The sequence below is a fragment of the Pseudomonas sp. PDM01 genome, assembly GCF_014852325.1.
GTDB lineage: Bacteria > Pseudomonadota > Gammaproteobacteria > Pseudomonadales > Pseudomonadaceae > Aquipseudomonas > Aquipseudomonas migulae.
This window is the reverse complement of sequence record NZ_JACVBK010000003.1, coordinates 523,531-548,702: the sequence shown is the minus strand read 5'-3', so window position 1 is coordinate 548,702 and position 25,172 is coordinate 523,531. Positions and strand designations below refer to the sequence as shown.

Sequence of the window (25,172 nt, the reverse complement as noted above, 5' to 3'; positions counted from 1 at the left end):
GAAGCTTCCTTACTGCTATGAGTGCAGCAAACCTGTGCACCTGTTGAACCCTGTTCTAAGCTCACAGTCGTATCGCCATTGGCACGTTCGTACGACGCAAAGGAGTCTGCATGGCTGGTCCCGGATTGAAAAGAGTGGTTGGCCTGAGTCTTCTTGTCCTGCTGGGGGCCTGCGGGGAAAAACCCCAGGTCGAAAAGGATCGTCCGCGGGTATTCGTGCAAGTCGTCAACGCCGCGAATTACGCCGCGTCCGTGACCCTCACCGGTGATGTTCAGGCGCGCGTCCAGACAGAGCTGTCGTTCCGTGTCGGCGGCAAGATCATCCAGCGCTCGGTCGATGTCGGTGACCGGGTGTCGGCCAAGCAAGTGCTCGCCAGGCTCGACCCGAAAGACCTGCAAACCAATGTCGACTCGGCCCAGGCACAGGTCGTCGCTGAGCAGGCGCGGGTCAAACAGTCCGCCGCCGCCTTCGTCCGCCAGCAAAAACTCCTGCCCAAGGGCTACACCAGTCAAAGCGAGTTCGACTCTGCCCAGGCCGCATTGCGCAGCAGCCAGAGCGCGCTGACGGCTGCCCAGGCGCAACTGGCCAACGCCCGCGAGCAACTGAGTTACACCGCGCTGATCGCCGATGCACCGGGAGTGATCACTGCCCGGCAGGCCGAAGTCGGCCAGGTGGTGCAGGCCACGATGCCGATTTTCAGCCTGGCGCGCGACGGTGAGCGCGACGCGGTGTTCAACGTCTACGAGTCGCTGCTGACAGAGGATCCTGAGGGCAAAACGATTGTGGTGAGCTTGCTCGATAACCCGGCCATCAAGACCACAGGCACGGTTCGGGAAGTCACCCCGGCCGTTTCCGCGCAGACGGGTACGGTGCAGGTCAAGGTCACCCTTAACGGTCTGCCGGAAGGCATGCAACTTGGCTCGGTGATCAGCGGCACGGCGAAGACGCCGAGCAAAGCCGCAATCGAACTGCCATGGTCGGCGCTGACCAAAAACCTCAGCGAACCGGCCGTGTGGCTGGTGGATGACGAGGGCAAGGCGCAATTGCATACGGTGACGGTGGGTCGTTACCTGACCGGCAAAGTCATCATCAGCGATGGCCTGAAGGGCGGCGAAAAAGTCGTCATTGCAGGCGGTCAGTTGCTGCACCCCGGCGTCAAAGTGGAAATCGCCGAAAACACCTACAAGGATTTAGCTGCGGGAGCCCAGCCATGAAGCGCGTGTTGCTGGTGTTCGCCGGAATGCTGCTGGTGGCCTGCTCGAAAGAAGAACCGCCGCCAGAGCCGGTGCGTCCGGTGCTGTCGATCAAGGTCCAGGCGTTGGGCGAGGAGAGTCTCGGCCGCTTCGCCGGCAGCATTCAGGCCCGATACGAAACCAATGTCGGCTTCCGCGTACCGGGGCGCATCGCCAGTCGCAACGTCGATGTCGGCGCCGAGGTCGAGAAGGGCGCCTTGCTCGCGACCCTCGATCCCACCGATCAGCAAAACCAGCTGCGCTCGGCTCTGGGCGATCTGGCGAAGGTCCAGGCACAACTGATCAACGCCCAGGCCAACGCCCGGCGTCAGCAGGAACTGTTCGATCGCGGGGTCGGTGCGCAGGCGCAACTGGACATCGCCCAGACCGATCTGAAAACCACTCAGGCCTCCCTCGATCAAGCGAAGGCGGCGGTCGATCAGGCCAAGGACCAACTCGATTATGTCGAGTTGCGCACCGACCACAAAGCCATCGTCACCGCGTGGAACGCCGAAGCCGGGCAAGTGGTGACCGCCGGCCAGCAAGTGGTGACCCTGGCGCAGCCGGACATCAAGGAAGCGGTAATCGACCTGCCCGACACGCTGGTGGATCAGTTGCCCGCGGATGTGGTGTTTCAGGTCGCCGTGCAACTGGAACCGAACATCACCACCACCGCCATCGTCCGCGAAATCGAACCCCAGGCCCAGAGCGCCACCCGCACCCGTCGCGCCCGCCTGACCCTGACTGACACACCACCGGGGTTTCGCCTGGGCACGGCAATCAGCGTCACCCTCAGCTCTGCGATCAAACCGCGCATCGAACTGCCTCTGACCGCGCTGCAAGAGGTCGATGGCAAATCGCGGATCTGGGTCATCGACCCACAGACCCAAACCGTTTCCCCGCGTGACATCAGCCTGATCAGCCGCACCGATTCCACCATGGTCCTGGCCAGCGGCGTGAAGTCCGGCGAGCGTGTCGTGAGTGCCGGTGTGAACAGCCTGAAGCCTGGGCAGAAAGTGAAAATCGATGAGGACAGCCCACAATGAAAGGGAGTTTCAACTTATCCGAATGGGCCCTCAAGCATCAGTCGTTTGTCTGGTATTTGATGTTCATCGCGCTGCTGATGGGCGTGTTCTCGTACATGAACCTCGGCCGCGAGGAAGACCCCTCGTTCACCATCAAGACCATGGTCATCCAGTCCAGCTGGCCGGGTGCGACCCAGGAAGAAACCCTCAAGCAGGTCACCGACCGCATCGAGAAAAAGCTCGAAGAACTCGACTCCCTCGACTATGTGAAAAGCTATACACGGCCCGGTGAGTCCACGGTCTTCGTGAACCTGCGCGACACCACCAGCGCCAAGGACATCCCGGAAATCTGGTACCAGGTGCGCAAGAAGATCAACGACATTCGCGGCCAGTTCCCCAAGGGCCTGCAAGGGCCTGGGTTCAACGACGAATTCGGTGATGTGTTCGGCTCGGTGTACGCCTTTACCGCTGACGGCTTGTCGATGCGCCAGTTACGCGATTACGTCGAGCAGGTCCGCGCCGAGATCCGTGAAGTGCCGGGGCTGGGCAAGGTCGAGATGGTCGGCGAGCAGGATGAAGTGCTCTACCTGAATTTCTCAACCCGCAAACTGGCGGCGCTGGGGATCGATCAGCGTCAGGTCGTGGATAGCCTGCAATCGCAAAACGCCGTGACGCCGGCCGGGGTCATTGAAGCCGGTCCCGAGCGGATTTCCATTCGCACCACCGGGCAGTTCGCGTCCGAGAAAGACCTGGAAAACGTCAACCTGCGGCTAAACGATCGTTTCTATCGTCTGGCCGACATTGCCGACATCAGTCGGGGTTATGTCGACCCGGCGACCCCGGAGTTTCGCTACAACGGCCATCCGGCCATCGGCCTGGCCATTGCCATGAAGAAGGGCGGCAACATTCAGGATTTTGGCAAGGCGCTGCACCAGCGCATGATCGACCTGACCGCCGATTTGCCGGTGGGCGTCGGTGTGTACAACGTTTCCGACCAGGCCGCCGTGGTGGAAAAAGCCGTTGGCGGCTTCACCAGCGCGCTGTTCGAAGCGGTGGTGATCGTGCTGGTGGTCAGCTTCGTCAGCCTCGGCGTGCGCGCCGGGTTAGTGGTGGCGTGCTCGATTCCGCTGGTACTGGCGATGGTCTTCGTCTTCATGGAATACAGCGGCATCACCATGCAGCGGATTTCCCTCGGCGCGCTGATCATCGCCCTCGGCCTGCTGGTGGACGACGCGATGATCACGGTCGAGATGATGGTCACCCGGCTGGAGATGGGCGAAACCAAGGAGCAGGCGGCCACGTTCGCCTACACCTCGACCGCGTTCCCGATGCTCACCGGTACGCTGGTGACGGTGGCCGGTTTTGTACCGATCGGCCTGAACGCCAGTTCGGCGGGCGAGTACACCTTCACGCTGTTTGCGGTGATTGCCGTGGCGATGCTGGTGTCGTGGGTTGTCGCGGTGTTGTTTGCGCCGGTGATCGGCGTACACATCCTCAGCGCCAACGTGAAACCTCACGATGAAGAACCTGGTCGCATCGGTCGCGCCTTCAATTACGGCATGCTCTGGTCCATGCGCAATCGCTGGTGGGCCATCGGCATCACCATTGCCTTGTTCGTGGCGTCGGTGTTTTCCATGCAGTTCGTGCAGAACCAGTTCTTCCCGTCCTCCGACCGGCCGGAAATTCTCGTCGACCTGAACCTGCCGCAAAACGCTTCGATTGCCGAAACCCGCAAAGCCGTCGACAAGCTCGAAGCGACGCTCAAGGACGACCCGGACATCGTGCGCTGGAGCACTTACATCGGCGAAGGCGCGATCCGTTTCTACCTGCCGCTCGACCAGCAATTGCAAAACCCGTACTACGCGCAATTGGTCATCGTCAGCAAAGGCCTGGAATCGCGAGAAGCCCTGAGTCAGCGTTTGCGCGAACGCTTGCGCAAGGATTTCGTCGGCATTGGCAGTTACGTCCAGGCGCTGGAAATGGGCCCGCCTGTCGGGCGGCCGATCCAGTACCGGGTCAGCGGCAAGGACATCGACCAGGTGCGCAAACATGCCATCGCCCTGGCCACCGAGCTGGACAAGAACTCGCACATCGGCGAGATCATTTACGACTGGAACGAGCCGGGCAAAGTCCTGCGCATCGACATCGCCCAGGACAAGGTGCGGCAACTGGGGTTGTCGTCGGAAGACGTGGCCAATCTGATGAACAGCATCGTCGTCGGTGCGCCGGTGACGCAGGTTGATGACGATATCTACCTGATCAACGTCGTGGGCCGCGCGGTGGACGCGGAGCGCGGTACGCCGGAAACGTTGCAGAACCTGCAGATCGTCACGCCCAGCGGCACCTCGATTCCGCTGCTGGCTTTCGCCACCGTGCGCTATGAACTTGAGCAGCCGCTGGTGTGGCGTCGCGACCGCAAGCCGACCATCACCATCAAGGCTGCGGTGCGCGACGAGATTCAGCCGACCGATCTGGTCAAGCAACTGAAGCCGGAGATCGACAAATTCGCCGCCGCTTTGCCGGTGGGCTACAAGGTCGCCACGGGCGGTACGGTTGAGGAAAGCGGCAAGGCACAAGGGCCGATTGCCAAGGTGGTGCCGTTGATGCTGTTCCTGATGGCGACCTTCCTGATGATCCAGTTGCACAGCGTGCAGAAGCTGTTCCTGGTGGCGAGCGTCGCGCCGCTCGGCCTGATCGGCGTGGTGCTGGCGCTGATTCCCACCGGCACGCCGATGGGCTTCGTGGCGATCCTGGGGATTCTGGCGTTGATCGGCATCATCATCCGCAACTCGGTGATTCTGGTGACGCAGATCGACGCCCTGGAGAAAGAAGGGCTGTCACCGTGGGATGCGGTGGCGCAAGCCACGGAACACCGTCGCCGGCCGATTCTGCTGACGGCTGCGGCGGCGAGCCTGGGGATGATCCCGATTGCCCGGGAAGTGTTCTGGGGGCCGATGGCCTACGCGATGATCGGCGGCATCATCATCGCGACGTTGCTGACGCTGCTGTTTTTACCGGCGCTGTATGTGGCCTGGTACAAGATTCGCGAGCCGAAAAAAGAGGCCCGGTAAAGCAGAGCGCTTCGCGCTCTATTCGCGAGCAAGCCCGCTCCCACAGTGGAACGAGTCGCTCTGGCAGACCCGGTTCCCTGTGGGAGCGAGCCTGCTCGCGATGGCTTTAGCTCAGCCACCGCAGGTCTGGGAGCCTTATACCCTACGCCAGACACTCGCCAACCAAGGCTGCTGCTCCCGCGGCAACCCCGCCGGCCGGTAGTAATGCTCCAACTCCACAAACCCCGCCGCGGTCAGCAAATCCTGCCACGCCTGAAGATCGTGATAAGCCCCATACCGCGGCCCATTCCACCCCTCCTGATTCTCACCACGCGGATTGGAACTGAACAACACCCCACCCGGCCTCAACGCCTCGCGCAATTCCTTCAACACCCGTGGCAATTCCTGACGCGGAATGTGAAACAGCACCGCGTTGGCAAAAATCCCGTCAAAGCGTTCAGCCGGCAAATCAAGCTTCAGAAAATCCTGCTGCCACACCTCGCAACCACTGTCTTCACGCGCCATTTGCGCAAACTTTTCCGAACCGTCGAGGCCGACCGCGGTGTGGCCCATGCGCGTGAACGTCTGCAAATCCCGCCCCGGCCCGCAGCCAAAGTCGAGGATGTCGAACGGCGCCTCGCCCTGAATATGCCGCAGCAGCGCATCAATGTTCTGGCTGACATCGTGATCGCGCGTCCCTTCGCGAAAACCTTCGGCCACCGAGTTGTAATGACCGAGGGTGGTGGAGGTGATTTTCTCAAGGTCGTCTGGGGTTTGTTTCATGGCGGGCTGCGCAGGCAATTGGGATTCGCCGAATATACGCCATCAGGTCCGGGGCTGCTTCGCAGCCATTCGCGGGCAAGCCTCGCTCCTACAGGTTTCACACCGTCCAGAAGATCACGCGAACCCTGTAGGAGCGAGGCTTGCCCGCGAAGGCGATTTAACTGTCGACCGATTATTCAGGCCGGTTTCCGGTGTGCTTCATCCCCAGACATTCAATGGACCGGTCAACCATCGCCTTGGCAATTTCCAGCAAATGCCAAATAGAGAACACCATGGCCCTGTCGGCACCTTTCAGTTGATCGCCACACCGATAAGCGGTGACCGAGGCGCAGCGCAGAAGGTCGGCGACATAGAGTTGCGTGTCTTCGAAGTTCACGTCCTGGCTGACGTTGTAGAAGCGCAGTTCGTCCGGTGCGCCGGTATGTTCGCGGGTGAGGTAAAAATCGATCGCATGGTAAAGCGCTGAACGACCTTTAAGCGGATCGTCGTTGTCTTTGCTTGAGGTTTCGGGAGGTGGATCGGGGACTGGTTTTTTCACTTGTGTTGCTCCTATTGATGCATGGGAGCCGCCACTTTTCGCCTACTAAAACGATGGGTGGCGGCTGCGCGCAGGTTAGTAGACCGGTCAATAGGCAAACCGGCGCACCCAAAGGTGCCCCACGCACAGCCACCATATTCAGCATCCGGCAAATTGCCAGACATGATCATGAACACGCTATGCACCTATCGATCCGGGCTACTAAACCCGATCACTGATGAGCAGTGACGGACCGAGACTAGCCAGCGGATTTGCCAGGCGCAAGCGTGCGGAATCATCTAGGAAACGTCCTGCAAATGAAAGGGATTGGCCTTGTAGGAGTGCTGATTTCTCTGTGGGAAAACTTCCCGATTTGTAGTTAATTTCCTACCGCTAACCTTGATTCAGCGCTTGTTCAACCCCCGTCCCCTCCAACACTCTCGGTGCGGCTACCTGTTACTTCTTACAGTATCGGCCCGGCCCAAAAAGGCTCAGTCTTATCTCCACTCGAGCGAAGGACCGTCGATATCGTGAACGCCCACTCACACACGCCGACCCTGTCGGTCATAGACCCGCGAGCGTTGGCAATTCGCGGCGTGGGCTACAGTCGGCATCCGGACAATCCAGCCGTTGATGCACGCATCACTCGGCAGGTTTTCGATGCTGCGGGGCGTTTGGTCGAGTCGTGGGATCCCCGTTTATGGGCGTCTGCGCAGAAGCCGAATCTGGCGACGATCCATGGGTTGAGCGGCCAGCCTTTGCTGGCGGACAGTGTCGATGCCGGTTGGCAATTGAGCCTGTTGAATCAGGCCGGTTCGCTGCGTTCATTCTGGGACGCCAGAGGCAGTCAGCGTCACATCGCCTATGACGATCAGCAGCGCCCGATAGCCGTCACCGAACAGCCCGCCGAAGCACTTCCGCGTGTAGTTGAACGTCTGACCTACGGCGGCTCTGCCCCTGTATTCGCTGTGCATAACCAATGCGCAAAGCTGATCCGCCACGACAATCCAGCCGGTACCCGCTTCGTCCCCGACTACGGTTTGGCCGGTTTGGAATTGAGTGAAAACCAATGCTTTCTGATCGACCTTGAATCACCCGATTGGCCCAGCGAGTTAGAGGCCCGGGACGCGTTGCTGGAAGATCAGTCGTTCGTCACGCGGCACGTCTTCTCTCCCACGGGTGAGATTCAGCGCCAGACCGATGCCATGGGCAATGACCGAACCTTTGTCTACGACGTGGCAGGCAAGCTGAGTGAAACCTGGCTGCTGATGGCTGGAGAGGGCAGACAACCACAACAGCTGGTCAGCGACATCCGCTACAACGCCCACGACCAGATCGAAAGCGAAATCGCTGGCAACGGTGTGAAAACGCAAGCCGAGTACGGTGCCGATGACGGTCGGTTGATTCGGTTGGTGGCCGCCGTCGGAAGTCAGAAGATGTTGCAGGACCTGAATTACACCTACGATCCGGCGGGCAACATCATCAAGCTGGAAGACAAGGCCCAAGCCGTTACCTGGTTCAACAACCAACGCATCGAACCGATCAATCGTTACCGCTACGACAGCCTGTCCCAACTTGTCGAAGCCAGCGGCTGGGAAGTCGCCAACTCAAGCCACGGACCCACATTGCCGGACTTGCTGCCCACACCACTGGACCCCAATCAGCGACGTAATTACACCCAACGCTTCGAGTACGACGCGGCGGGTAATCTGATCACCCGCCACCATAGCGGTGCGCCCGGTTTCTCGATGTTCACCTCCGCCCGAAGCAACCGAAGTCTGGCACAGCGGGACGATGGTTCATTGCCCGGTGAGTCGGAAATCGAGTCAGGCTTCGATGCCTGCGGCAATCAGCTGGAGTTGCAGCGCGGCCAAACCATGACGTGGGACATCCGCAACCAGTTAAGCCGGGTGACCTTGGTCAAGCGCGGCGATGAACCCGACGATTACGAAGGCTACGCCTACGACCGCCCCGGCCATCGGCTGCGCAAAGTGCATTTCAACCGGACCAGTGGCCGGACAGGGCGTACTGAAGTCCGTTACCTGCCCGGCCTGGAACTCCATCGACAGTCCGATGGCGAAGAGCGCCATGTCATCAGCGTTGAAGCGGGACGTTGCAGCGTTCGGGCCTTGCACTGGCCCGGCGGTGCCCATGCCGATCAACTGCGTTACAGCCTCTGCGACCACCTTGGTTCCAGCACATTGGAGCTGGATAACGAAGCAGGCGTGCTGACTCAGGAACACTATTACGCCTTCGGCGGCACCGCATGCTGGGCTGGTAAAAATGCATTAGTGGCGAAGTACAAAACGATTCGCTATTCCGGCAAAGAGCGGGATGCGACAGGGCTCTATTACTACGGATTCCGGTATTACGCGCCGTGGTTGCAGCGTTGGATGTGCCCAGACCCGGCAGGAGACAAGGATGGGCTGAATCGCTATGCGATGGTGAGGAACAACCCGATTAATTTCTACGACTGGCAAGGCACGTTATCGATTCCAGTCGATATTTTTATCGCCGATATCGTCAACCCAAGCAGTAAAACCATTTATAGCGGATGGTTCGAGGAGCTGATATGGAATCAAGAGAAAAACACGTTCATGAGAACCGACGCGGTTTATACCCGAGGAATGGACGTGATCAAGGGGGCGGATCCCGAGTGGGAGCCTTCTTCGAGCTGGCATGCCATTGCTGCATTTCGTGATCAGGGCGGCAAGCTGCATCTGTTTGCCAATATGTATTTTCAGCACATGGGCATCCAGCCCGAGATGGGCCTTCCAGTTTTTGCCGGACGGTTGAAAATCGACGAACACGATTCATCAAAATTCATCTTCGACAATCATTCCGGCCACTACAAACCCGAATCCTCAATTGACGTTGAGGCGATGATTCGCGAGATTGCTCCGCAGCAACAGTCAGTGAGCTATGCCCCGATTCCCGAGAGCTCGTCGTTTGATTCAACACTTCGAATCAATTCTATTGACTCGCCCGAAACGTATGAGCGCCTGGTGAACATGTACAAGCGAGATTTCAATGGCTTGATCACCTACCTGAAAGAACAAGGTGTCTGGGAAGCCGCCAAAGCGAAATTTGGCGAAAGTGAAGGCCTGAACATCATTTTCAAGATGGAGGCTGAAGGGAAGAATGCCCAGCAGATCTACAATGAAAAATCTATGTTGGGACTTGCCAAACCATTGGCTGAGCCCGTGCAACCGTCCATTGGCACCAGCCGAGTCACACGTCCACTCGTTCAGAATAAGACCAAAAAAACTTCATTTTTCCGATCTCTTGGCCACCGATTGGGTCAGTTATATGCGAAGTGACAGCTAGTTATTTATTGCTTGAACGGGAGGGGCAGGTGTTTGCGAACTGCTCCCCTCGTTGAGGTCCTTCATTTGCTTCAGCGCTTGTTCAACCCCCGAGCCAACCGATCCCCACCCAACTGAATCACCGCCACCAACACCACCAGCAACACAATCACCGTCAACATGATCTGGCTATCAAACCGCTGATATCCATACCGATAAGCAATGTCCCCCAACCCACCCGCCCCAATCGCACCGGCCATGGCCGACGAGTTGATCATGGTCACCAAGGTGATCGTGAAACCACCGACAATCCCTGGCAGCGCTTCCGGCAACAACACATGCCAGACGATGTGCCAACGCCGGCACCCCATCGCCTGCGCTGCTTCGATCAAACCGTAATCCACCTCACGCAAACTGACTTCGGCGATACGCGCAAAGAACGGCGTGGCCGCAATCGTCAGCGGGACCACGGCCGCCCATACGCCATACGTGGTGCCAACGATCAACCGGGTAAACGGAATCAACGCCACCATCAAAATCAAAAACGGAATCGAGCGGAACAGGTTCACGAACCCACCCAAGGCGCGGTTCAGCGCCGGTGCTTCGTAGATCCCGCTCTTGGCGCTGGTGACCAGGATCACCGCCAGCGGAATCCCCGCCAGCAGCGCGATCAACGACGACACGCCAACCATCAAAAACGTGTCGATGAAACCTTGCAGCAACCGATCAAACCACATAACCCAGCACCTCCACCTGTTGTGCCCAGTTGCCGGCGCGTTGACGCAGTTCTTCCGCGCCCAGCGGCGAGCCGGTCACCGCTAGCAGCAATTGCCCCAGCGCATGGCCCTGAATCCGTTCCACGCCGCCTTGCAGCAAGCGCACGCGACCGCCGAGGGCGGCGAACAGCGCGGCCAGATCCGGTTCGTCGGTGGCGCTGCCGGTGAATTGCAAACGCAGGACCACGGCGGCGTCGGACGACTGTGGTTGCGCCTGGAGACGACTTTGCAGCTCCTGCGGCAACGCGTGTTGCAACGGCGCCAGTAAGGTTTTGCTGACCTCATGCTGCGGGTTGCCGAAGACTTCCCACACGGGGCCTTGCTCGACGATGCGGCCATGCTCCAACACCACGACGCGGTCGCAGATGTCGCGGATCACCGCCATCTCGTGAGTGATCAGCACGATGGTCAGGCCCAGGCGCTGATTGATCTCGCGCAGCAGGCCGAGGATCGATTGCGTGGTCTCCGGGTCCAGCGCCGAGGTGGCCTCGTCGCACAACAGAATCTCCGGGTCGTGCACCAGCGCGCGGGCGATGCCGACGCGCTGTTTCTGCCCGCCGGAAAGCTGCGCCGGGTAGGCCTTGTGCTTCTCTTGCAGGCCGACCAGTTCCAGCAGCTCACGAACTTTCTGCTCGCGTTTTTCCTTGGGCACGCCGGCGACTTTCAGCGGCAACTCGACGTTCTGCCAAACCGTCTTGGCCGACATCAGGTTGAAGTGCTGGAAGATCATGCCGATGCGCCGACGCAGCGCCACCAAGCGGTCTTCATCGAACTCGCCGATGTCCACCTGATCGATCAGCACGCGCCCGGTGCTCGGTTGTTCGAGACGGTTGATGGTGCGGATCAGTGACGACTTGCCGGCACCGCTGCGGCCGATGATGCCGAACACTTCACCGCGCTGGATCGCCAGGTCGATGCCGTGCAGCGCCGCCACCGGACCTTGCTGGCCGTTGTAGGTTTTACCCAGGCCGATGAAGCGTACGTGAGCACGATTCAGGTCCGGGTGCAGTTCGGTCTGTTTAGCTTGCTGAGGCTCTGGAATATCCAGTCGCCGTTGGATCGCGGCCGTCATGCTCAGCTTTCCCAACCGGCTTGATAGAGTTTGCCGTGGGCCTTATCCAACGCTGCGCGAACGGCTGGCGAATGCTGGTAGATGTCGACGAATTTGATCAGGCGCGGGTCGGCTTTGTTTTTCGGCTGGATCACGAACTGGATCACGTATTCCTTGTGATCGAGGCCGTCGAACAGCAGCGCGGAACCGGCATCGAAGGTCTTCGCCAGGCGGATGTAGGCCGGGTAGCCCTGCACCAGATCGGCGTCGTCATAGGCGCGTACCAGTTGCACCGCTTCGACTTGCAGGATTTTGATTTTCTTCGGGTTGGCGATGATGTCTTCTTCGGTGGCCTTGTAGCCGACACCTGGTTTGAGCGTGATCAGGCCGGCCTTGGCCAGCAGTTGCAGGCCGCGACCGCTGTTGATCGGGTCGTTGGCGATGGCGACGCTGGCGCCTTCCGGCAGTTCGTCGAAGCTTTTGTATTTCTTCGAGTAGAGGCCGACGTTGTTGATGATGCCCGGTGCGAACGGCACCAGGTCAAAACCGGCGGCGGCCTTGGCGTTTTCCAGGAACGGCACGTGCTGGAAGTAGTTCACGTCGATGTCGCCGGCGGCGAGGCTGACGTTGGGCGCGATCCAGTCGGTGAACTCGACGAGTTCGACTTTCAGGCCTTGTTTATTGGCTTCTGCGACGGCGGCTTCCAGCGGGATGGCGAAGGCGGCGGTGGTGCCGACTTTCAGCGGCGCGTCGGCGGCGAAGGTGATGGAGCTGAAGAGGCCGAGGGCCAGGGCCAGTGCTTTGACTGGGTGAGAGAGGTAGTTCTTTTTCATGATGTTTTTTCCAGTCAGTGCATAAATTTGGGGTGTTTGGTCGGGCCTCTTCGCGGGCAAGCCTCGCTCCTACAGGGGATTGCAGTGCCCCTGTAGGAGCGAAGCTTGCTCGCGAAGCTTTTAACGGCGAAACGCGGAGCCGGTGTGTTGCTCAGGCAAATGCGCCTCTGCGTGAAACAGCTTCTCCCGCAGGCTGCCGTCGTCATAAGCGGTCTTGTACGACCCACGCCGCTGCAACTCGGGAATCACCAGTTCGATGAAATCCACATAGCTTTCCGGCGTGACAATTCGTGTCAGGTTGAAGCCATCCAGCCCGGTCTCGGCGATCCACGATTCCAGCTCATCGGCCACTTGCTCAGGTGAACCGACCACCGTGATGTAGCGGCCACCGAGGGCGTGTTGCTCAAGCAATTTGCGCCGGGTCCAGTCGTTGTTTTGCAGGTTTTTGGTAGCCGATTGAATCGCGTTGCTCTTCACGTACTGGATCGGTTCGTCGATGGCGTACTCGGAAAAATCGATCCCGGTCGATGCCGAGAAATGCGCCACGCCGGCCTCGGCACTGGCGTAGCTCAGGTATTCGGCGTGCTTGGCCCAGGCCAGCTCTTCGGTGGCGCCGACGATCACGTTCAGCCCCATGAACACCTTGATGTCCTCAGGATTGCGCCCGGCCTCGACGGCGCTGGCGCGCACCTTGTCCACCTGAACCTTGGTCGACGGTTTGTTCTGGCCGCTGATGAACACGCATTCGGCGTGGCGCCCGGCGAACAGCAAACCGCGATCCGAACTGCCGGCCTGGAACAGCACCGGCGTGCGTTGCGGCGAGGGTTCGCAGAGGTGATAACCCTCGACCTGATAGAACTCGCCCTTGTGTTCGACCTTGTGCACTTTCTCGGGTTGGGCGTAGATCCGCTGCTGCGGATCGTTGAGCACCGCGCCGTTTTCCCAACTGCCTTCCCAGAGTTTGTAGAGCACTTCGAGGTATTCGTCGGCCTGGTCGTAACGACGGTCGTGCTCCACTTGTTCGCTCAGGCCCATGGCTTTGGCGGCGCTGTCGAGGTAGCCGGTGACGATGTTCCAGCCGACCCGACCGCGACTCAGATGATCGAGCGTCGACATGCGGCGGGCGAACAGGTACGGCGGTTCGTACGTCAGGTTGGCGGTCAGGCCGAAACCGAGGTTTTTCGTCACCGCCGCCATCGCCGAGACCAGCAGCAGCGGGTCGTTGACCGGCAGCTGGATCGATTCTTTCAGCGGTACGTCCACCGAGTTCTGGTAGACGTCGTACACGCCGACGATGTCGGCGATGAACAAGCCGTCGAACAAGCCGCGCTCCAGCAACTGCGCCAGTTCGGTCCAATACTCGATGGTCTTGTATTGAGTCGAGGTGTCCCGTGGGTGCGTCCACAAGCCATGATTGATGTGCCCGATGCAGTTCATGTTGAACGCGTTGAGCAGGATCTTCTTTTTCTCACCGGCCATCAGATGGTCCCTCGCAACGGAGGGTTTTCATCGTTGAGGTAGTAGTTGCCCACGGCGTGATACTTCCAGCGCACCGGGTCGTGCAGCGTGTGCACCCGAGCGTTGCGCCAATGGCGATCCAGTCCGTATTCGATCAGGGTCGCCTGGCTGCCGGCCAGTTCAAACAACGTGCTGCCGGCGGCAAGGGAGATTTCGGTGCTGATGGCACGGGCTTCGGCGACGGCAATCGACGCGGCGGCAACGGTCTGTGCGTTGGTCTCGGCTTGAGCCTTGTCGAGGAATTCACCGGAGCGTTCCAGCAGGGCTTCGGCGGCGTGCAGACGAATGCTCAGGTGGCCGAAGCTCTTGATGGTCAGCGGATCTTCGATGGCTTTTTCATGCGTGGCGTCGATCCATGGCCGGGTTTTGGTCCGCACAAAATGCAGCGCGTCTTCATAGGCAGCGCGGGCGATGCCGGTGTCGATGGCGGCGTGAAGAATCTGTGCCAACGGGCCTACCGGGGTCGGGCGTTCGAAGGCGCTTTGAAACGGGATCACGTCTTCGGCGGCCACAAAGACGTCTTCGAACACCACCGAACCGCTGCCGGTGGTGCGCTGGCCGAAACCACTCCAGTCGTCGATGACTGTCAGGCCTTTGCTGTCGCGTGGTACGAATGCGAGTTGCTGCACGCCGTTTTCATCCACCACCGAGGTCGGGATGCGCTGCGCGTAGATCGCGCCCGTTGCGTAGAACTTGCGGCCGTTGATGCGATAGCCGTCCCCGTCGCGGGTCAGACTGGTGACGCGGTCGTGGGCGGTTTTGGTGCCGAGTTCGGCGAGTGCATTGCCGAAACGCTGGCCGGCCAGCACTTCTGCATAGAGACGTTTTTTCTGCTCGGCGCTGCCGTTCACGCGCAGCACTTCGAGGGCGTAAAAATGGTTCTGCGGAATTTGCCCGAGGGAGCCGTCAGCCTGGGCGATCAAGGCGATCACCTTGGCCAGCGTGACGTTGGAAACCCCGGCGCCGCCGTACTCTTTTGGCACGCTGATGCCCCACAGGCCCGAGCGGGAAAACACTTCCAGTTCCGGGTGCGGCAAACGGCGTTCACGGTCGCGCAGGGCGCTGTCGCGTTTGAAGTCTTCGGCCAGGTCACTGGCGACGATCAGGGCTTGCTCATCGCTGGTTATGACCGCGACGTGGTGAGAAATTGTCATGTGTTTCTCCAGGTGTCTGGTCGTTAAATCCAGGAGTGGCGAGCGGGGAGCGTGCCGTTGAGGTGATAGGCGCCGACGGCGTGATACTTCCATCGCACCGGATCGTGCAGCGTGTGCACGCGGGCGTTGCGCCAGTGACGGTCGAGGTTGAATTCGGCGAGGGTGGCGCGGCTGCCGGCCAGTTCGAAGAGCTTTTCGCTGGCCTGCAGCGAGATCTCGGTGGTCAGCACCTTGGCTTCGGCCACGGCAATCGAGGCTCGGGCGGCGGACTCGGCGGTGAGCGGCGCGGCGTTGACCTGATCGAGCACCTGCCCGGCTTTGCGCAGCAGCGCTTCGGCGGCGTGCAGTTCGATTTTCAGTTTGCCGATGTCGGCGATCACATAAAGATCATCGCTGGCGCGTTCGACCTTGGCGTCGATCCATGGGCGAGCGCGGGTTTTCACGAATTCGATGGCGTCGTCGATGGCGCCGCGAGCGATGCCGGCGTCGATGGCCGCTTGAATCAGCTGCGAGACGGCGCCCTGGATGTTCGGCTTGTCGTTGATCTTCCAGTTGTCCACCACCAGCTCGGCGTCGACCCGCACGTTGTTGAGCAAAATGGTGCCGCTGGCGGTAGTGCGTTGGCCGAAACCGGACCAGTCATCAACGATCCGCAAGCCCGGTGTGCCGCGACGGACGAAGGCCAACACTTGCTTGCCGTCGTCATTCAGCGCCTTGACTGCGACCCAATGGGCGAAGAGGGCGCCGGTGGAGTAGAACTTCTGCCCGCTGACGACAAATCCGTCGCCGTCGGCGGTGATCCGTGCCTTGAGTTCCAGGGTATTTTTAGTGCCGCGCTCCGGCCCGGCATTGCCGATGCGCCAACCTTCGAGCACGCTTTTGAACAGCTGTTTTTTCTGCGCTTCGGTAGCGCTGCCGAGTACCAGGTTGAGAATGCCGAACTGGTTCTGCGGGATCTGCCCCAGTGCCGGATCGGCTGCGGAAATGATCGCAAAAACATCGGCCAGGGTGACGAACGAAACCTGCGGGCCGCCGTATTCGCGAGGGATGGCAATGCTGCCCAGGCCGCTGCGGGTGAACTGTTCGATTTCCGACCACGGCAGCTTGCGCTGACGGTCGCGTTTAGCCGCTTGTTGGCGGGCGACCTGCGCCAGCTCATGGGCGGCCTTGATTGCTTGTGCGTCGTTGCGCAAAACCTGCGCGGGCAACAACAACGGGGCGATGTCCAGATCACTCTGGACGATTGCATCTGCCAGACTGGACATCAGTGCCGCTCCTTGGCTGCTGCACGCAATGCCCTGGCGATCTGCACTGGGGTGATTGTGTTCCGGACCATACCTACCTCACATCTCATGGAACGCCGCGATGGATGCGGCGAAGTAAAAACAAGAATGTCCGGTGGTCCGGTTTATATACCCTAAGCGTGTATAAAAATTAAATGAACTAACTTTTAGGAATATGGATAGAAGTGTGTCGTGAGCAACTGTACGCAGGGCAACACTTTGTACTTGTAGCAACAGAAACACCCAGCGGTCGGCTTTTGTAGGAGCGAACGGTGCGGCGATCCGACTTGCTCGCGAAGGCGTCAGTTCTGACACGACGCGTTATCGTTTTTCGCGAGCAAGCTTCGCTCCTACTGGGGACGGTATGGATCTCAATTTTTTTGGGGTTCGGCGGCCATGGGCACTTCCCTCTGCGGGATTTTGAGATAGGGATTGGCACAACCAATCTTCAACGTACGCGCCGGCGCCCAGCGAGAGTTATTACCCACGCGGTCGAGGATGCAGTAGGTCACTTCCAGCCGCAGGTCTTCGCCGGCTTCAAGAATGATCGCCGGCGGCACCCAGACCTGAATCGGCTGGCCCACATCGCCGGCCTTGAGCCGTGGCAGGTCCATGCGCACATCGCCCCAGCGCAGGGTGATTTCATCGTCGATGGCCATGTTCAGGTACGGCTCGATGGTCAAGGGAACGCCGCGCTTGATCTGGTTCGGGTTGACGCCCTGACGGCGGATGGTTTCGGGAATGCTCACCGGCGCCAGGCTCTGGATTTCATCGCCGTACAGGGCAGAGGGCTGGCCTCCCGGGCAGTCGAGCTTGACCTGCACGCAGGTTGTCGGTGACAGCGCTGGCCCATGGCCGACCTGCATCAGCCGGTAGTGAATGCGAGAGGAGCCGTTGGCGATGAAGCTTTGCGGCACGCGCAGGCTGACGGATTTGCCGACGTCCAGGGTGTTCAGCACCCTGGAGGCCACGTAGCAGTTGTCCCAGAACAGTTCGATCAAGTCGCCTTCGTCCATGCCGGGATAAGGCGCGACGGCGATCAGCAGGTGAGAAGCCGAGGTGATGTTGATGCCGCTCCGGTGGGATTGCTCCACGGTCGGTGCCGCAAGTTCGGGTTTTTTCGAAATATGTTTCATGGGTTTCTCCTTGAAGTCTTGCAGCGAAGTCCGTTTCTGAAAGAACTGATTGGCCGAGCCACAAACGACTCATTACTTGCGTATGAACAACGATTGAACGTGATGAGTTCGTTTGCCGGAGACTAGATAAGAGTGCGCTGGAATAAGTGTCAATAGAGTTGGTTAGTTAAGTAACGAATCTTTCGTTATTCAGAAAGCTCCTACGCTTTCAGGTCCGGAAGCCGCATCGACTTGTCGAACATACCCACCGAATCAGCGGTTTTTGCGGTGGGAGGCGCCGGTTGTTCGTGTGGCAGTGCGCAAGTGTTTTGTGGATTTTAGGCGAGGATAATCTGTCGCAGGACATATATATGTACCGCACGCGATTATTGAAAGAGGGTTAAATTGTAAGAGTGGTTTGAGTGGCGGTTGAGGGGGGATATGAAATTTCGATGTAACTTCCATCCGTGGAAGTTTATATCGCTGTCATGGCGGCTCAGTGTTGAGCGTTGTTCAGGAACTTGCTGAGAAACTGTTTTGTCCGTTCTTCTTTCGGATGGGCAAACAATTCTTTGGCTTCGCCTTGCTCGACGATTACACCCTTGTCGAAAAACACCACGCGGTTGGCCACGTCGCGGGCAAAGCCCATTTCGTGGGTCACGATGACCATGGTGCGCTTCTCCTCGGCGAGGCTGCGGATGGTCGCCAGCACTTCCCCCACCAGCTCCGGATCGAGTGCCGAGGTGGGTTCGTCGAACAGAATCACTTCCGGTTCCATCGCCAGCGCACGGGCAATCGCCACACGCTGTTGCTGGCCACCGGAAAGGCGTCGCGGGTACGCGTCTTCCTTGCCTGCCAGGCCAACCCTGGCCAGCAGCTTTTTACCCAGGGCAACGGCTTCGGCGTGCGGGACCTTCTTGACGATGATCGGGCCTTCGATGACGTTTTCCAGGGCAGTGCGATGCGGGAACAGGTTGAAGTTCTGGAACACGAAGCCGACGTGCTGACGCAAGCGCCGCACCAGGCCCTGCTGCTGGTTCAACGGGCGGCTGCCATCGATCTCGATGTCACCGACCTTGATCCGGCCGCTGGAGGGTTCTTCGAGAAAATTCAGGCAACGCAGGAACGTGGTTTTCCCCGAGCCGCTCGGCCCGATGATCGCCACCACCTCGCCTTCCTTCACTTCCAGATCAATGCCGTTAAGCACTACTTGACCCTTGAACTGCTTTGTCAGTTTTTCCACGACAATCATGGGGTCAGGACTCCTGGTCGTGCCGATTGACCCGCTCTTCCAACTTGTTCTGCAGGTGCGAGAGCACCGTGGCCAGAATCCAGTAGATCAGCGCGGCGGCAAGATACATGGTGAAAATTTCGAAAGTCCGGGCGGTAATCAGCTGCGCCTGACGGAACAGTTCCGGCACCTGAATGGTGGCGGCCAGCGCCGTGTCCTTGACCAGCGAGATGAAGCTGTTGCCCAGCGGCGGCAATGCCGTGCGCATCGCTTGCGGCAGGATGGCCCGGCGCAATGTCTGCGCGCGGGTCATGCCGATACTCGCGGCGGCTTCCCACTGGCCACGCTCGATGGAGCTGATCGCGGCACGCAGGATTTCGCAGGCGTACGCGGCCATGTTCAGCGAGAAGCCGATCAGGGCCGCCGGCAGCGGATCAAGTTCGATACCCAGTTGCGGCAAGCCGTAATAGATCACGAACAGTTGCACCAGCAACGGCGTGCCGCGAAAGAACGACACGTAGATGCGGGCCAGCCAGCTCACCAGTTTGAAGCGCGACAGGCGCATCAACGCCAGGCCGAACCCCATCACCAGGCCGAAAAACATCCCGCCCAGGCTGAGGATTACCGTGTAGTACGCGCCCTTCAGCAGGAAGGGCGCGGAGTCCAGCGCAAGTTGGAAAGCTTCTCCCATTATTTGGTGACGTCAGCGCTGAAGTATTTTTCCGAAAGCTTTTTCAGCGTACCGTCGGCACGCAGCTTGTCGATGGCCTTGTTCACCGCTGCCAGCAACTCAGGCTCGCCTTTGCGCAGGGCAATACCGGCTTCCTGACGGGAGAACGCTTCGCCGGCGGCGGAAGTGTCCTTGGCCTTCTTGGCGTATTCCAGTGCGGCGAGGCGGTCGATCAGGATGGCGTCGGTGCGGCCGTTACGCAGGTCTGCGAATTTGCTCGGATCATCTTCGTAGGTGCGCACGTCAGCGGTCGGCACGTTGGCTTTAACCCACTGCTCGTAGTTGGTGCCCAGGCCTACGCCGACTTTCTTGCCAGCCAGGTCGGCGGCAGACTTGATGTTCAGCTCGGCAGCTTTTTTGGTCAGCACCAGCGCCTGAATCCCGGAAACGGTGTACGGCTCGGAGAAGTCATACTTCTTCTTGCGCTCTTCGGAGATGGTCACCTGGTTGACCACTGCGTCCAGACGCTTGGATTCCAGCGCCGCGAGGATGCCGTCCCATTTGGTCGGTTGCAGTTTGACCTTCACGCCCAGCTCTTTGGCCAGGGCTTCGGAGAACTCGACTTCGAAGCCGGTCAGTTTGCCGTCGGCGTCAACGAAGCTGAACGGTGGGTAAGTGCCTTCCAGGCCGACGTTGATCACGCCAGCGTCCTTGATTTTTTGCAGTTGCTCACCGGCAACCGCTTGCCCCAGCAGACCGGCGCTCAGCGCCAGGCCCAGCGAACCCACCAGCAGATTTCGACGTAGTGCGGAAAAATTCATGACAAGCCCCTGTGATTTCTTATGAAGACGCTTTTAGGAATGTTGGCAAAATCGGGATTTGGACGACTGCGATATCCTGCCCTAAAGCAGCGTATGCGTCTCGCTGCAAATTCGCCTGCGGCGTGACTATATGACGGTGCTTATAGATATGAAAATAATAAATATTGCGTTTGTTATTCTTAAAATGCATATGCGTCAGGTAGACCGCTATCGCCAGCAAGCCGGCTCCTACAGGGGTTGTGTCGGACTATAAATTTCTTAACGACACAAAACCTGTAGGAGCCGGCTTGCTGGCGATAGAGCGCAAAGCGCTCTTAAAAAGCCGAGTCGTAGGCAAACAACGCCGGCGCCCCACCGGTGTGCAGGAAAATGATCGGTCCTTCATCAAAACGCTGACGCCCAATCCCGTCCAGCAACCCCGCCATCGCCTTGCCGGTATACACCGGGTCCAGCAACAAGCCTTCCTGGCTCGCGACCAGTTTTACCGCCGACAACGTCCCGGCATTCGGCTCGCCATAGCGCGGGCCGAAATATTCGTCCCACAACTCAACCTTGAAACTTGTCGGCAGGCTGACGCCCAACAGTGCTGCGGTGCGCTCGGCGAGGCCTTGAACCTTCGGCCGCTGATCTTCTTCGCTGCGTGAAACCGTCACGCCAATCACTGGCAAATCCGGCAGTGCTTCGCTCAACGCGAGCGCCAGGCCGCTGTGGGTCCCGGCGCTGCCCGAGGCCAACACGACGGCGGCGAAGGTCAGGCCGGTGTCCTTGATCTGTTCGGCCAATTCCAGCCCGGCGCGCACATAACCCAGGGCGCCCAACGCATTGGAGCCTCCAATCGGCACCAGATACGGCTTTTTGCCGTTGCTGCGCAGGCGTGCGGCCAATGCTTCCAGTTGCTCATCGGCGTTGTCGAGGTTGTCCACCAACTCGACCTTGGCATCGAACAGGTCAAGCAGCAGCCGATTGCCGTTGCCGACATAGTTGGCGTCTTCGGTGCCCAAAGGATTTTCCAGCAACGCTACGCATCCCAGGCCCAGTTTGGCGGCGAGGGCGGCGGTCTGGCGCACGTGGTTGGATTGCAGCGCGCCGGCGGTGATCAGCGTGTCCGCGCCCTGGGCCAGCGCATCGGCCCCCAGGTATTCGAGTTTGCGCAGCTTGTTGCCGCCCATCGCCAGCGGCGTCAGGTCATCGCGTTTGACGTACACGTCGCGGCCCAGCCAGGCTGACAGGCGTTCGAGTTTTTCCAGAGGGGTCGGGTGGCCGAGCAGATCGAGGCGGTCAAAACGGGCGAGCTGTTGTTTGATCATGGGTCCGTACTGGCGGTGGGAGATGTCAGGACTATAGGCACGCCCAAATGCATGGGCAACCGGCAAGATTACTTATAGCCAAAAGTGCTGAGCACAGCACAATCAGTTCTTAATTCGGTTTCCAGACCTTGCCGTAAAGTAATCGCCGTCAGTGCGGCCAGACAGTCCGGCCGCCCGTGTGGAGTTTTTACCGTGAGCGAGCGTTCCAGCCATTGGCAATTGCAGACCATCGTCAGCCAACTGCGCACGGCGCGTGACGAGTGGCGTGCACAAAACGGCCGCGCCAGCGGCGAGCAGGGTGGCCGCGAGTTGCCTTCCCGAGCGGCCATGGCGGAGATTCTTGAAGCGTTGTGCGGGGCGTTGTTCCCGATGCGCCTGGGGCCGGTCGACCTGCGTGAAGAGAGTGAAGATTTCTACGTCGGTCACACGCTGGACGTCGCGTTGAATGCATTGCTGGGACAGGCACGGCTCGAACTGCGTTACGCCGCCCGCCACAGTGCCTCGGCCGACACTGAAGTCGAAGCCAAAACGATCCAGATCATCCAGGACTTCGCACTCGCCCTGCCGGGCCTGCGCAGCCTGTTGGACACCGATGTGCTGGCGGCCTATCACGGTGACCCGGCGGCCCGCAGCGTCGATGAAGTGCTGCTGTGCTATCCGGGGATTCTGGCGGTGATTCACCATCGCCTCGCCCACCATTTGTACCGTGCCGGGCTGCCGCTGCTGGCACGGATCAGTGCAGAAATCGCGCACTCGGCGACGGGTATCGACATTCACCCGGGCGCGCAGATCGGCCGCAGCTTTTTCATCGATCACGGGACGGGCGTGGTGATCGGCGAGACCGCGATCATCGGCGAGCGTGTGCGGATTTATCAGGCCGTGACCCTGGGCGCCAAACGCTTCCCGGCGGATGAAGACGGCCAGTTGCAGAAGGGCCATCCGCGGCATCCGATTGTTGAAGACGATGTGGTGATTTATGCCGGCGCGACCATTCTGGGGCGGATCACCATCGGCAAGGGTTCGACCATTGGCGGCAATGTCTGGCTGACTCGCAGTGTGCCGGCGGGGGCCAACCTGACGCAGGCGAATTTGCAGCACGATGATGGGACGCAGAAGTAAGGCCCGGGATCTCTAGCAATAATTCTGACGCCATCGCCGGCAAGCCGGCTCCTACAAAGTTTGTGCCGTACTCGGGATTACCGTTCGACATAAAACCCTGTAGGAGCCGGCTTGCTGGCGATCGGTTTCAAGACAAACCGCGATAACGGCATCCACCCATTTCCCCACTGAACACCCCCCCAAAACCCCACGTCATACCCATCCTTGAGCTAGCGTACGAACACTACCGCCGAGCCCTGCGATTAGTCCTTAGCCCCCTATCTATGTTTAACTTGAACGCTCATTCAAGTTAAACCGTCGGTTTGCTGCCCGCTCACAACAGGAGGCTTGCCCTTGCCGAGTCCGTTATTGATTGCCCGGTTTCACCCCCTCGAGGTGCACCTTTCATGAGTGCATCGTCCACCCCCGCCAGCGGCCAGATCCGCATGAATCCGCCGGTGTTTTACTTCGCGGCGACGTTTATTTTTCTGTTCGGCATCGTCGTTATCGCCATGCCTGAACAAGCCGGCGCCTGGTTGCTGCAAGCGCAAAACTGGGCGGCCAATACGGTCGGCTGGTATTACATGCTCGCGATGACGCTGTATCTGGTCTTCGTGGTGGTCACCGCCTTGTCCGGCTACGGCAAGATCAAGCTCGGTGCCGACCACGACGAGCCCGAATTCAGCTACCTGTCCTGGGCCGGCATGCTGTTCGCCGCCGGGATCAGCATCACGCTGTTCTTCTTTTGCGTGTCCGAACCATTGACCCATCTGTTGCAACCGCCGCAAGGCGAGGCCGGCACAGCGGACGCGGCGCGCCAGGCGATGCAGATTCTGTTTCTGCACTGGGGCCTGCACGGCTGGGGCGTGTTTGCCTTCGTCGGCATGGCGCTGGCCTACTTCGCGTACCGGCACAATCTGCCGCTGGCCTTGCGTTCGGCGCTGTACCCACTGATCGGCAAACGCATCAACGGCCCGATCGGTTATGCGGTGGATGGCTTCGGCATCATCGCCACAGTGTTCGGCCTCGGTGCCGACATGGGCTTCGGCGTGTTGCACCTCAACTCGGGCCTGGATTACCTGTTCGGCATCGCTCACACCCAGTGGATTCAGGTCGGCCTGATCACGCTGATGATGGGCGCGGCGATCATCGTCGCAGTGGCCGGCGTCGATAAAGGCGTGCGGGTGATGTCCGACATCAACATGCTGCTGGCCTGTGCGCTGCTGCTGTTCGTGTTGTTCGCCGGCCCTACGCAGCACCTGCTCAATACCCTGATCCAGAACCTCGGCGACTACCTCGGCGCCTTGCCGATGAAAAGTTTCGACCTCTACGCCTACGACAAACCCAGCGACTGGCTGGGCGGCTGGACGGTGTTTTATTGGGCGTGGTGGATCGCGTGGTCGCCATTCGTGGGCCTGTTCATCGCGCGGATTTCCCGTGGCCGCACCATCCGCGAATTCGTCTTCGGCGTGCTGTTGATTCCGCTCGGTTTCACCCTGGCGTGGATGTCGATTTTCGGCAACAGCGCCATTGATCAGGTGCTTAACCACGGCATGAGCGCGCTCGGCATGTCGGCCATCGACAACCCGTCGATGACGCTGTACCTGCTGCTGGAAACCTATCCGTGGAGCAAAACCGTGATTGCGGTCACGGTGTTCATCAGCTTCGTGTTCTTCGTTACCTCGGCCGATTCCGGCACCGTGGTGCTGTCGACACTCTCGGCCAAGGGCGGTAACCCGGATGAAGACGGGCCGAAATGGCTGCGGGTGTTCTGGGGCGCGATGACCGCGCTGGTCACCAGTGCGCTGCTGTTTTCGGGCAGCATCGATGCGCTGAAGTCAGCGGTGGTGCTGACTTCGTTGCCGTTCTCGATGATCTTGCTGCTGATGATGTGGGGGCTGCACAAGGCGTTTTACCTGGAGTCGCAGAAGCAGATCGCGCAGCTGCATTCCCTGGCACCGGTGTCCGGATCGCGGCGCGGCGGTTGGCGTCAGCGTTTGAGTCAGGCGGTGCATTTCCCGTCGCGGGATGAGGTCTATCGCTTCCTCGACACGACGGTGCGCCCGGCGATTGAAGAGGTGTCGGCGGTGTTCGTCGAGAAGGGCTTGAACGTGGTCACTCAACCCGATCCGGCGAACGACAGCGTCAGCCTGGAAATCGGTCACGGCGAGCAGCATCCGTTCATCTATCAGGTGCAGATGCGTGGCTACTTCACGCCGTCATTCGCCCGTGGCGGCATGGGTCCCAAGCAACTCAACAATCGCCGTTATTATCGGGCCGAAGTGCACCTGAGCGAGGGCAGTCAGGACTACGATCTGGTGGGTTACACCAAGGACCAGGTCATCAACGACATCCTCGATCAGTACGAGCGGCACCTGCAGTTTTTGCATCTGGTGCGTTGAA

At 59.7% G+C, this 25,172-nt stretch carries 19 protein-coding genes; 6 read left to right on the top strand and 13 right to left on the bottom strand.

Annotated features, from left to right (window positions below):
- The first annotated feature begins 110 nt into the window (after positions 1 to 110).
- Genes IB246_RS10360 through IB246_RS10350 form a run of 3 tightly spaced genes read left to right on the top strand, consistent with a single transcriptional unit; the run spans position 111 to position 5,328 of the window.
- A complete protein-coding gene (locus IB246_RS10360) occupies positions 111 to 1,214 on the top strand; it encodes an efflux RND transporter periplasmic adaptor subunit (RefSeq protein WP_008040213.1) in 1,104 nt (367 codons plus the stop codon).
- Positions 1,211 to 2,278 (top strand): efflux RND transporter periplasmic adaptor subunit, encoded by a 1,068-nt coding sequence (locus IB246_RS10355; RefSeq protein WP_008040212.1) that lies wholly within the window; start codon positions 1,211 to 1,213, stop codon positions 2,276 to 2,278. Before IB246_RS10360 ends, IB246_RS10355 begins: the two co-directional genes overlap by 4 nt.
- Positions 2,275 to 5,328 (top strand): efflux RND transporter permease subunit, encoded by a 3,054-nt coding sequence (locus tag IB246_RS10350; protein ID WP_008040210.1) that lies wholly within the window; start codon positions 2,275 to 2,277, stop codon positions 5,326 to 5,328. Before IB246_RS10355 ends, IB246_RS10350 begins: the two co-directional genes overlap by 4 nt.
- 135 nt (positions 5,329 to 5,463) lie before the next feature.
- Here IB246_RS10350 and IB246_RS10345 read toward each other — a convergent pair whose 3' ends face one another.
- A complete protein-coding gene (locus IB246_RS10345; protein WP_008040208.1) occupies positions 5,464 to 6,090 on the bottom strand; it encodes a class I SAM-dependent methyltransferase in 627 nt (208 codons plus the stop codon).
- 172 nt (positions 6,091 to 6,262) lie between these two features.
- The gene (locus IB246_RS10340; RefSeq protein WP_008032502.1) at positions 6,263 to 6,628 is read right to left on the bottom strand and encodes a DUF6124 family protein; all 366 of its coding nucleotides are present in this window, start codon (positions 6,626 to 6,628) and stop codon (positions 6,263 to 6,265) included.
- Positions 6,629 to 7,137: 509 nt separating this feature from the next.
- On the opposite strand from IB246_RS10340, the gene IB246_RS10335 reads away from it, so the two are divergent.
- Complete coding sequence (locus tag IB246_RS10335) at positions 7,138 to 9,927, top strand: RHS repeat domain-containing protein (RefSeq protein WP_008040202.1); 2,790 nt, start codon at positions 7,138 to 7,140, stop codon at positions 9,925 to 9,927.
- Positions 9,928 to 10,004: 77 nt separating this feature from the next.
- On the opposite strand, the gene IB246_RS10330 is transcribed toward IB246_RS10335, so the two are convergent.
- The 11 genes from IB246_RS10330 to IB246_RS10280 form a co-directional block, all read right to left on the bottom strand.
- Positions 10,005 to 10,649 carry a methionine ABC transporter permease gene (locus IB246_RS10330; protein ID WP_008040189.1) on the bottom strand — a complete coding sequence of 215 codons (645 nt, stop codon included), beginning with the start codon at positions 10,647 to 10,649 and terminating at the stop codon, positions 10,005 to 10,007.
- On the bottom strand, positions 10,639 to 11,760 hold the full coding sequence (locus tag IB246_RS10325) for a methionine ABC transporter ATP-binding protein (protein ID WP_008040186.1): 1,122 nt from the start codon (positions 11,758 to 11,760) through the stop codon (positions 10,639 to 10,641). Before IB246_RS10325 ends, IB246_RS10330 begins: the two co-directional genes overlap by 11 nt.
- 2 nt (positions 11,761 to 11,762) lie before the next feature.
- Complete coding sequence (locus tag IB246_RS10320; RefSeq protein WP_008040184.1) at positions 11,763 to 12,572, bottom strand: MetQ/NlpA family ABC transporter substrate-binding protein; 810 nt, start codon at positions 12,570 to 12,572, stop codon at positions 11,763 to 11,765.
- 120 nt (positions 12,573 to 12,692) lie between these two features.
- Complete coding sequence (locus IB246_RS10315) at positions 12,693 to 14,051, bottom strand: LLM class flavin-dependent oxidoreductase (RefSeq protein ID WP_008040182.1); 1,359 nt, start codon at positions 14,049 to 14,051, stop codon at positions 12,693 to 12,695.
- Complete coding sequence (locus IB246_RS10310) at positions 14,051 to 15,244, bottom strand: SfnB family sulfur acquisition oxidoreductase (protein WP_008040178.1); 1,194 nt, start codon at positions 15,242 to 15,244, stop codon at positions 14,051 to 14,053. The genes IB246_RS10315 and IB246_RS10310 overlap by 1 nt, the downstream gene beginning before the upstream one ends.
- A gap of 23 nt (positions 15,245 to 15,267) precedes the next feature.
- Positions 15,268 to 16,509: an SfnB family sulfur acquisition oxidoreductase gene (locus IB246_RS10305; RefSeq protein WP_008040177.1), complete on the bottom strand. Its 1,242-nt coding sequence runs from the start codon at positions 16,507 to 16,509 to the stop codon at positions 15,268 to 15,270.
- A gap of 389 nt (positions 16,510 to 16,898) precedes the next feature.
- Positions 16,899 to 17,663: a hypothetical protein gene (locus tag IB246_RS10300; RefSeq protein ID WP_008040174.1), complete on the bottom strand. Its 765-nt coding sequence runs from the start codon at positions 17,661 to 17,663 to the stop codon at positions 16,899 to 16,901.
- Between the two features lie 475 nt (positions 17,664 to 18,138).
- Positions 18,139 to 18,894: an L-cystine ABC transporter ATP-binding protein TcyN gene (gene tcyN / locus IB246_RS10295; protein WP_008040171.1), complete on the bottom strand. Its 756-nt coding sequence runs from the start codon at positions 18,892 to 18,894 to the stop codon at positions 18,139 to 18,141.
- A gap of 4 nt (positions 18,895 to 18,898) precedes the next feature.
- Positions 18,899 to 19,564: a cystine ABC transporter permease gene (tcyL, locus tag IB246_RS10290; RefSeq protein WP_008040170.1), complete on the bottom strand. Its 666-nt coding sequence runs from the start codon at positions 19,562 to 19,564 to the stop codon at positions 18,899 to 18,901.
- On the bottom strand, positions 19,564 to 20,364 hold the full coding sequence (gene tcyJ / locus IB246_RS10285; protein ID WP_008040169.1) for a cystine ABC transporter substrate-binding protein: 801 nt from the start codon (positions 20,362 to 20,364) through the stop codon (positions 19,564 to 19,566). The genes tcyL and tcyJ overlap by 1 nt, the downstream gene beginning before the upstream one ends.
- 314 nt (positions 20,365 to 20,678) lie before the next feature.
- Positions 20,679 to 21,671 (bottom strand): D-cysteine desulfhydrase, encoded by a 993-nt coding sequence (locus IB246_RS10280; RefSeq protein WP_008040168.1) that lies wholly within the window; start codon positions 21,669 to 21,671, stop codon positions 20,679 to 20,681.
- A gap of 192 nt (positions 21,672 to 21,863) precedes the next feature.
- Between IB246_RS10280 and epsC the strand changes: the two genes are divergently transcribed.
- Together epsC and betT are read left to right on the top strand one after the other, a co-directional pair.
- Positions 21,864 to 22,790 (top strand): serine O-acetyltransferase EpsC, encoded by a 927-nt coding sequence (gene epsC / locus IB246_RS10275; protein ID WP_008032476.1) that lies wholly within the window; start codon positions 21,864 to 21,866, stop codon positions 22,788 to 22,790.
- Between the two features lie 425 nt (positions 22,791 to 23,215).
- Positions 23,216 to 25,171: a choline transporter BetT gene (betT, locus tag IB246_RS10270; RefSeq protein WP_177318179.1), complete on the top strand. Its 1,956-nt coding sequence runs from the start codon at positions 23,216 to 23,218 to the stop codon at positions 25,169 to 25,171.
- The last annotated feature ends 1 nt before the right edge of the window (position 25,172 follow it).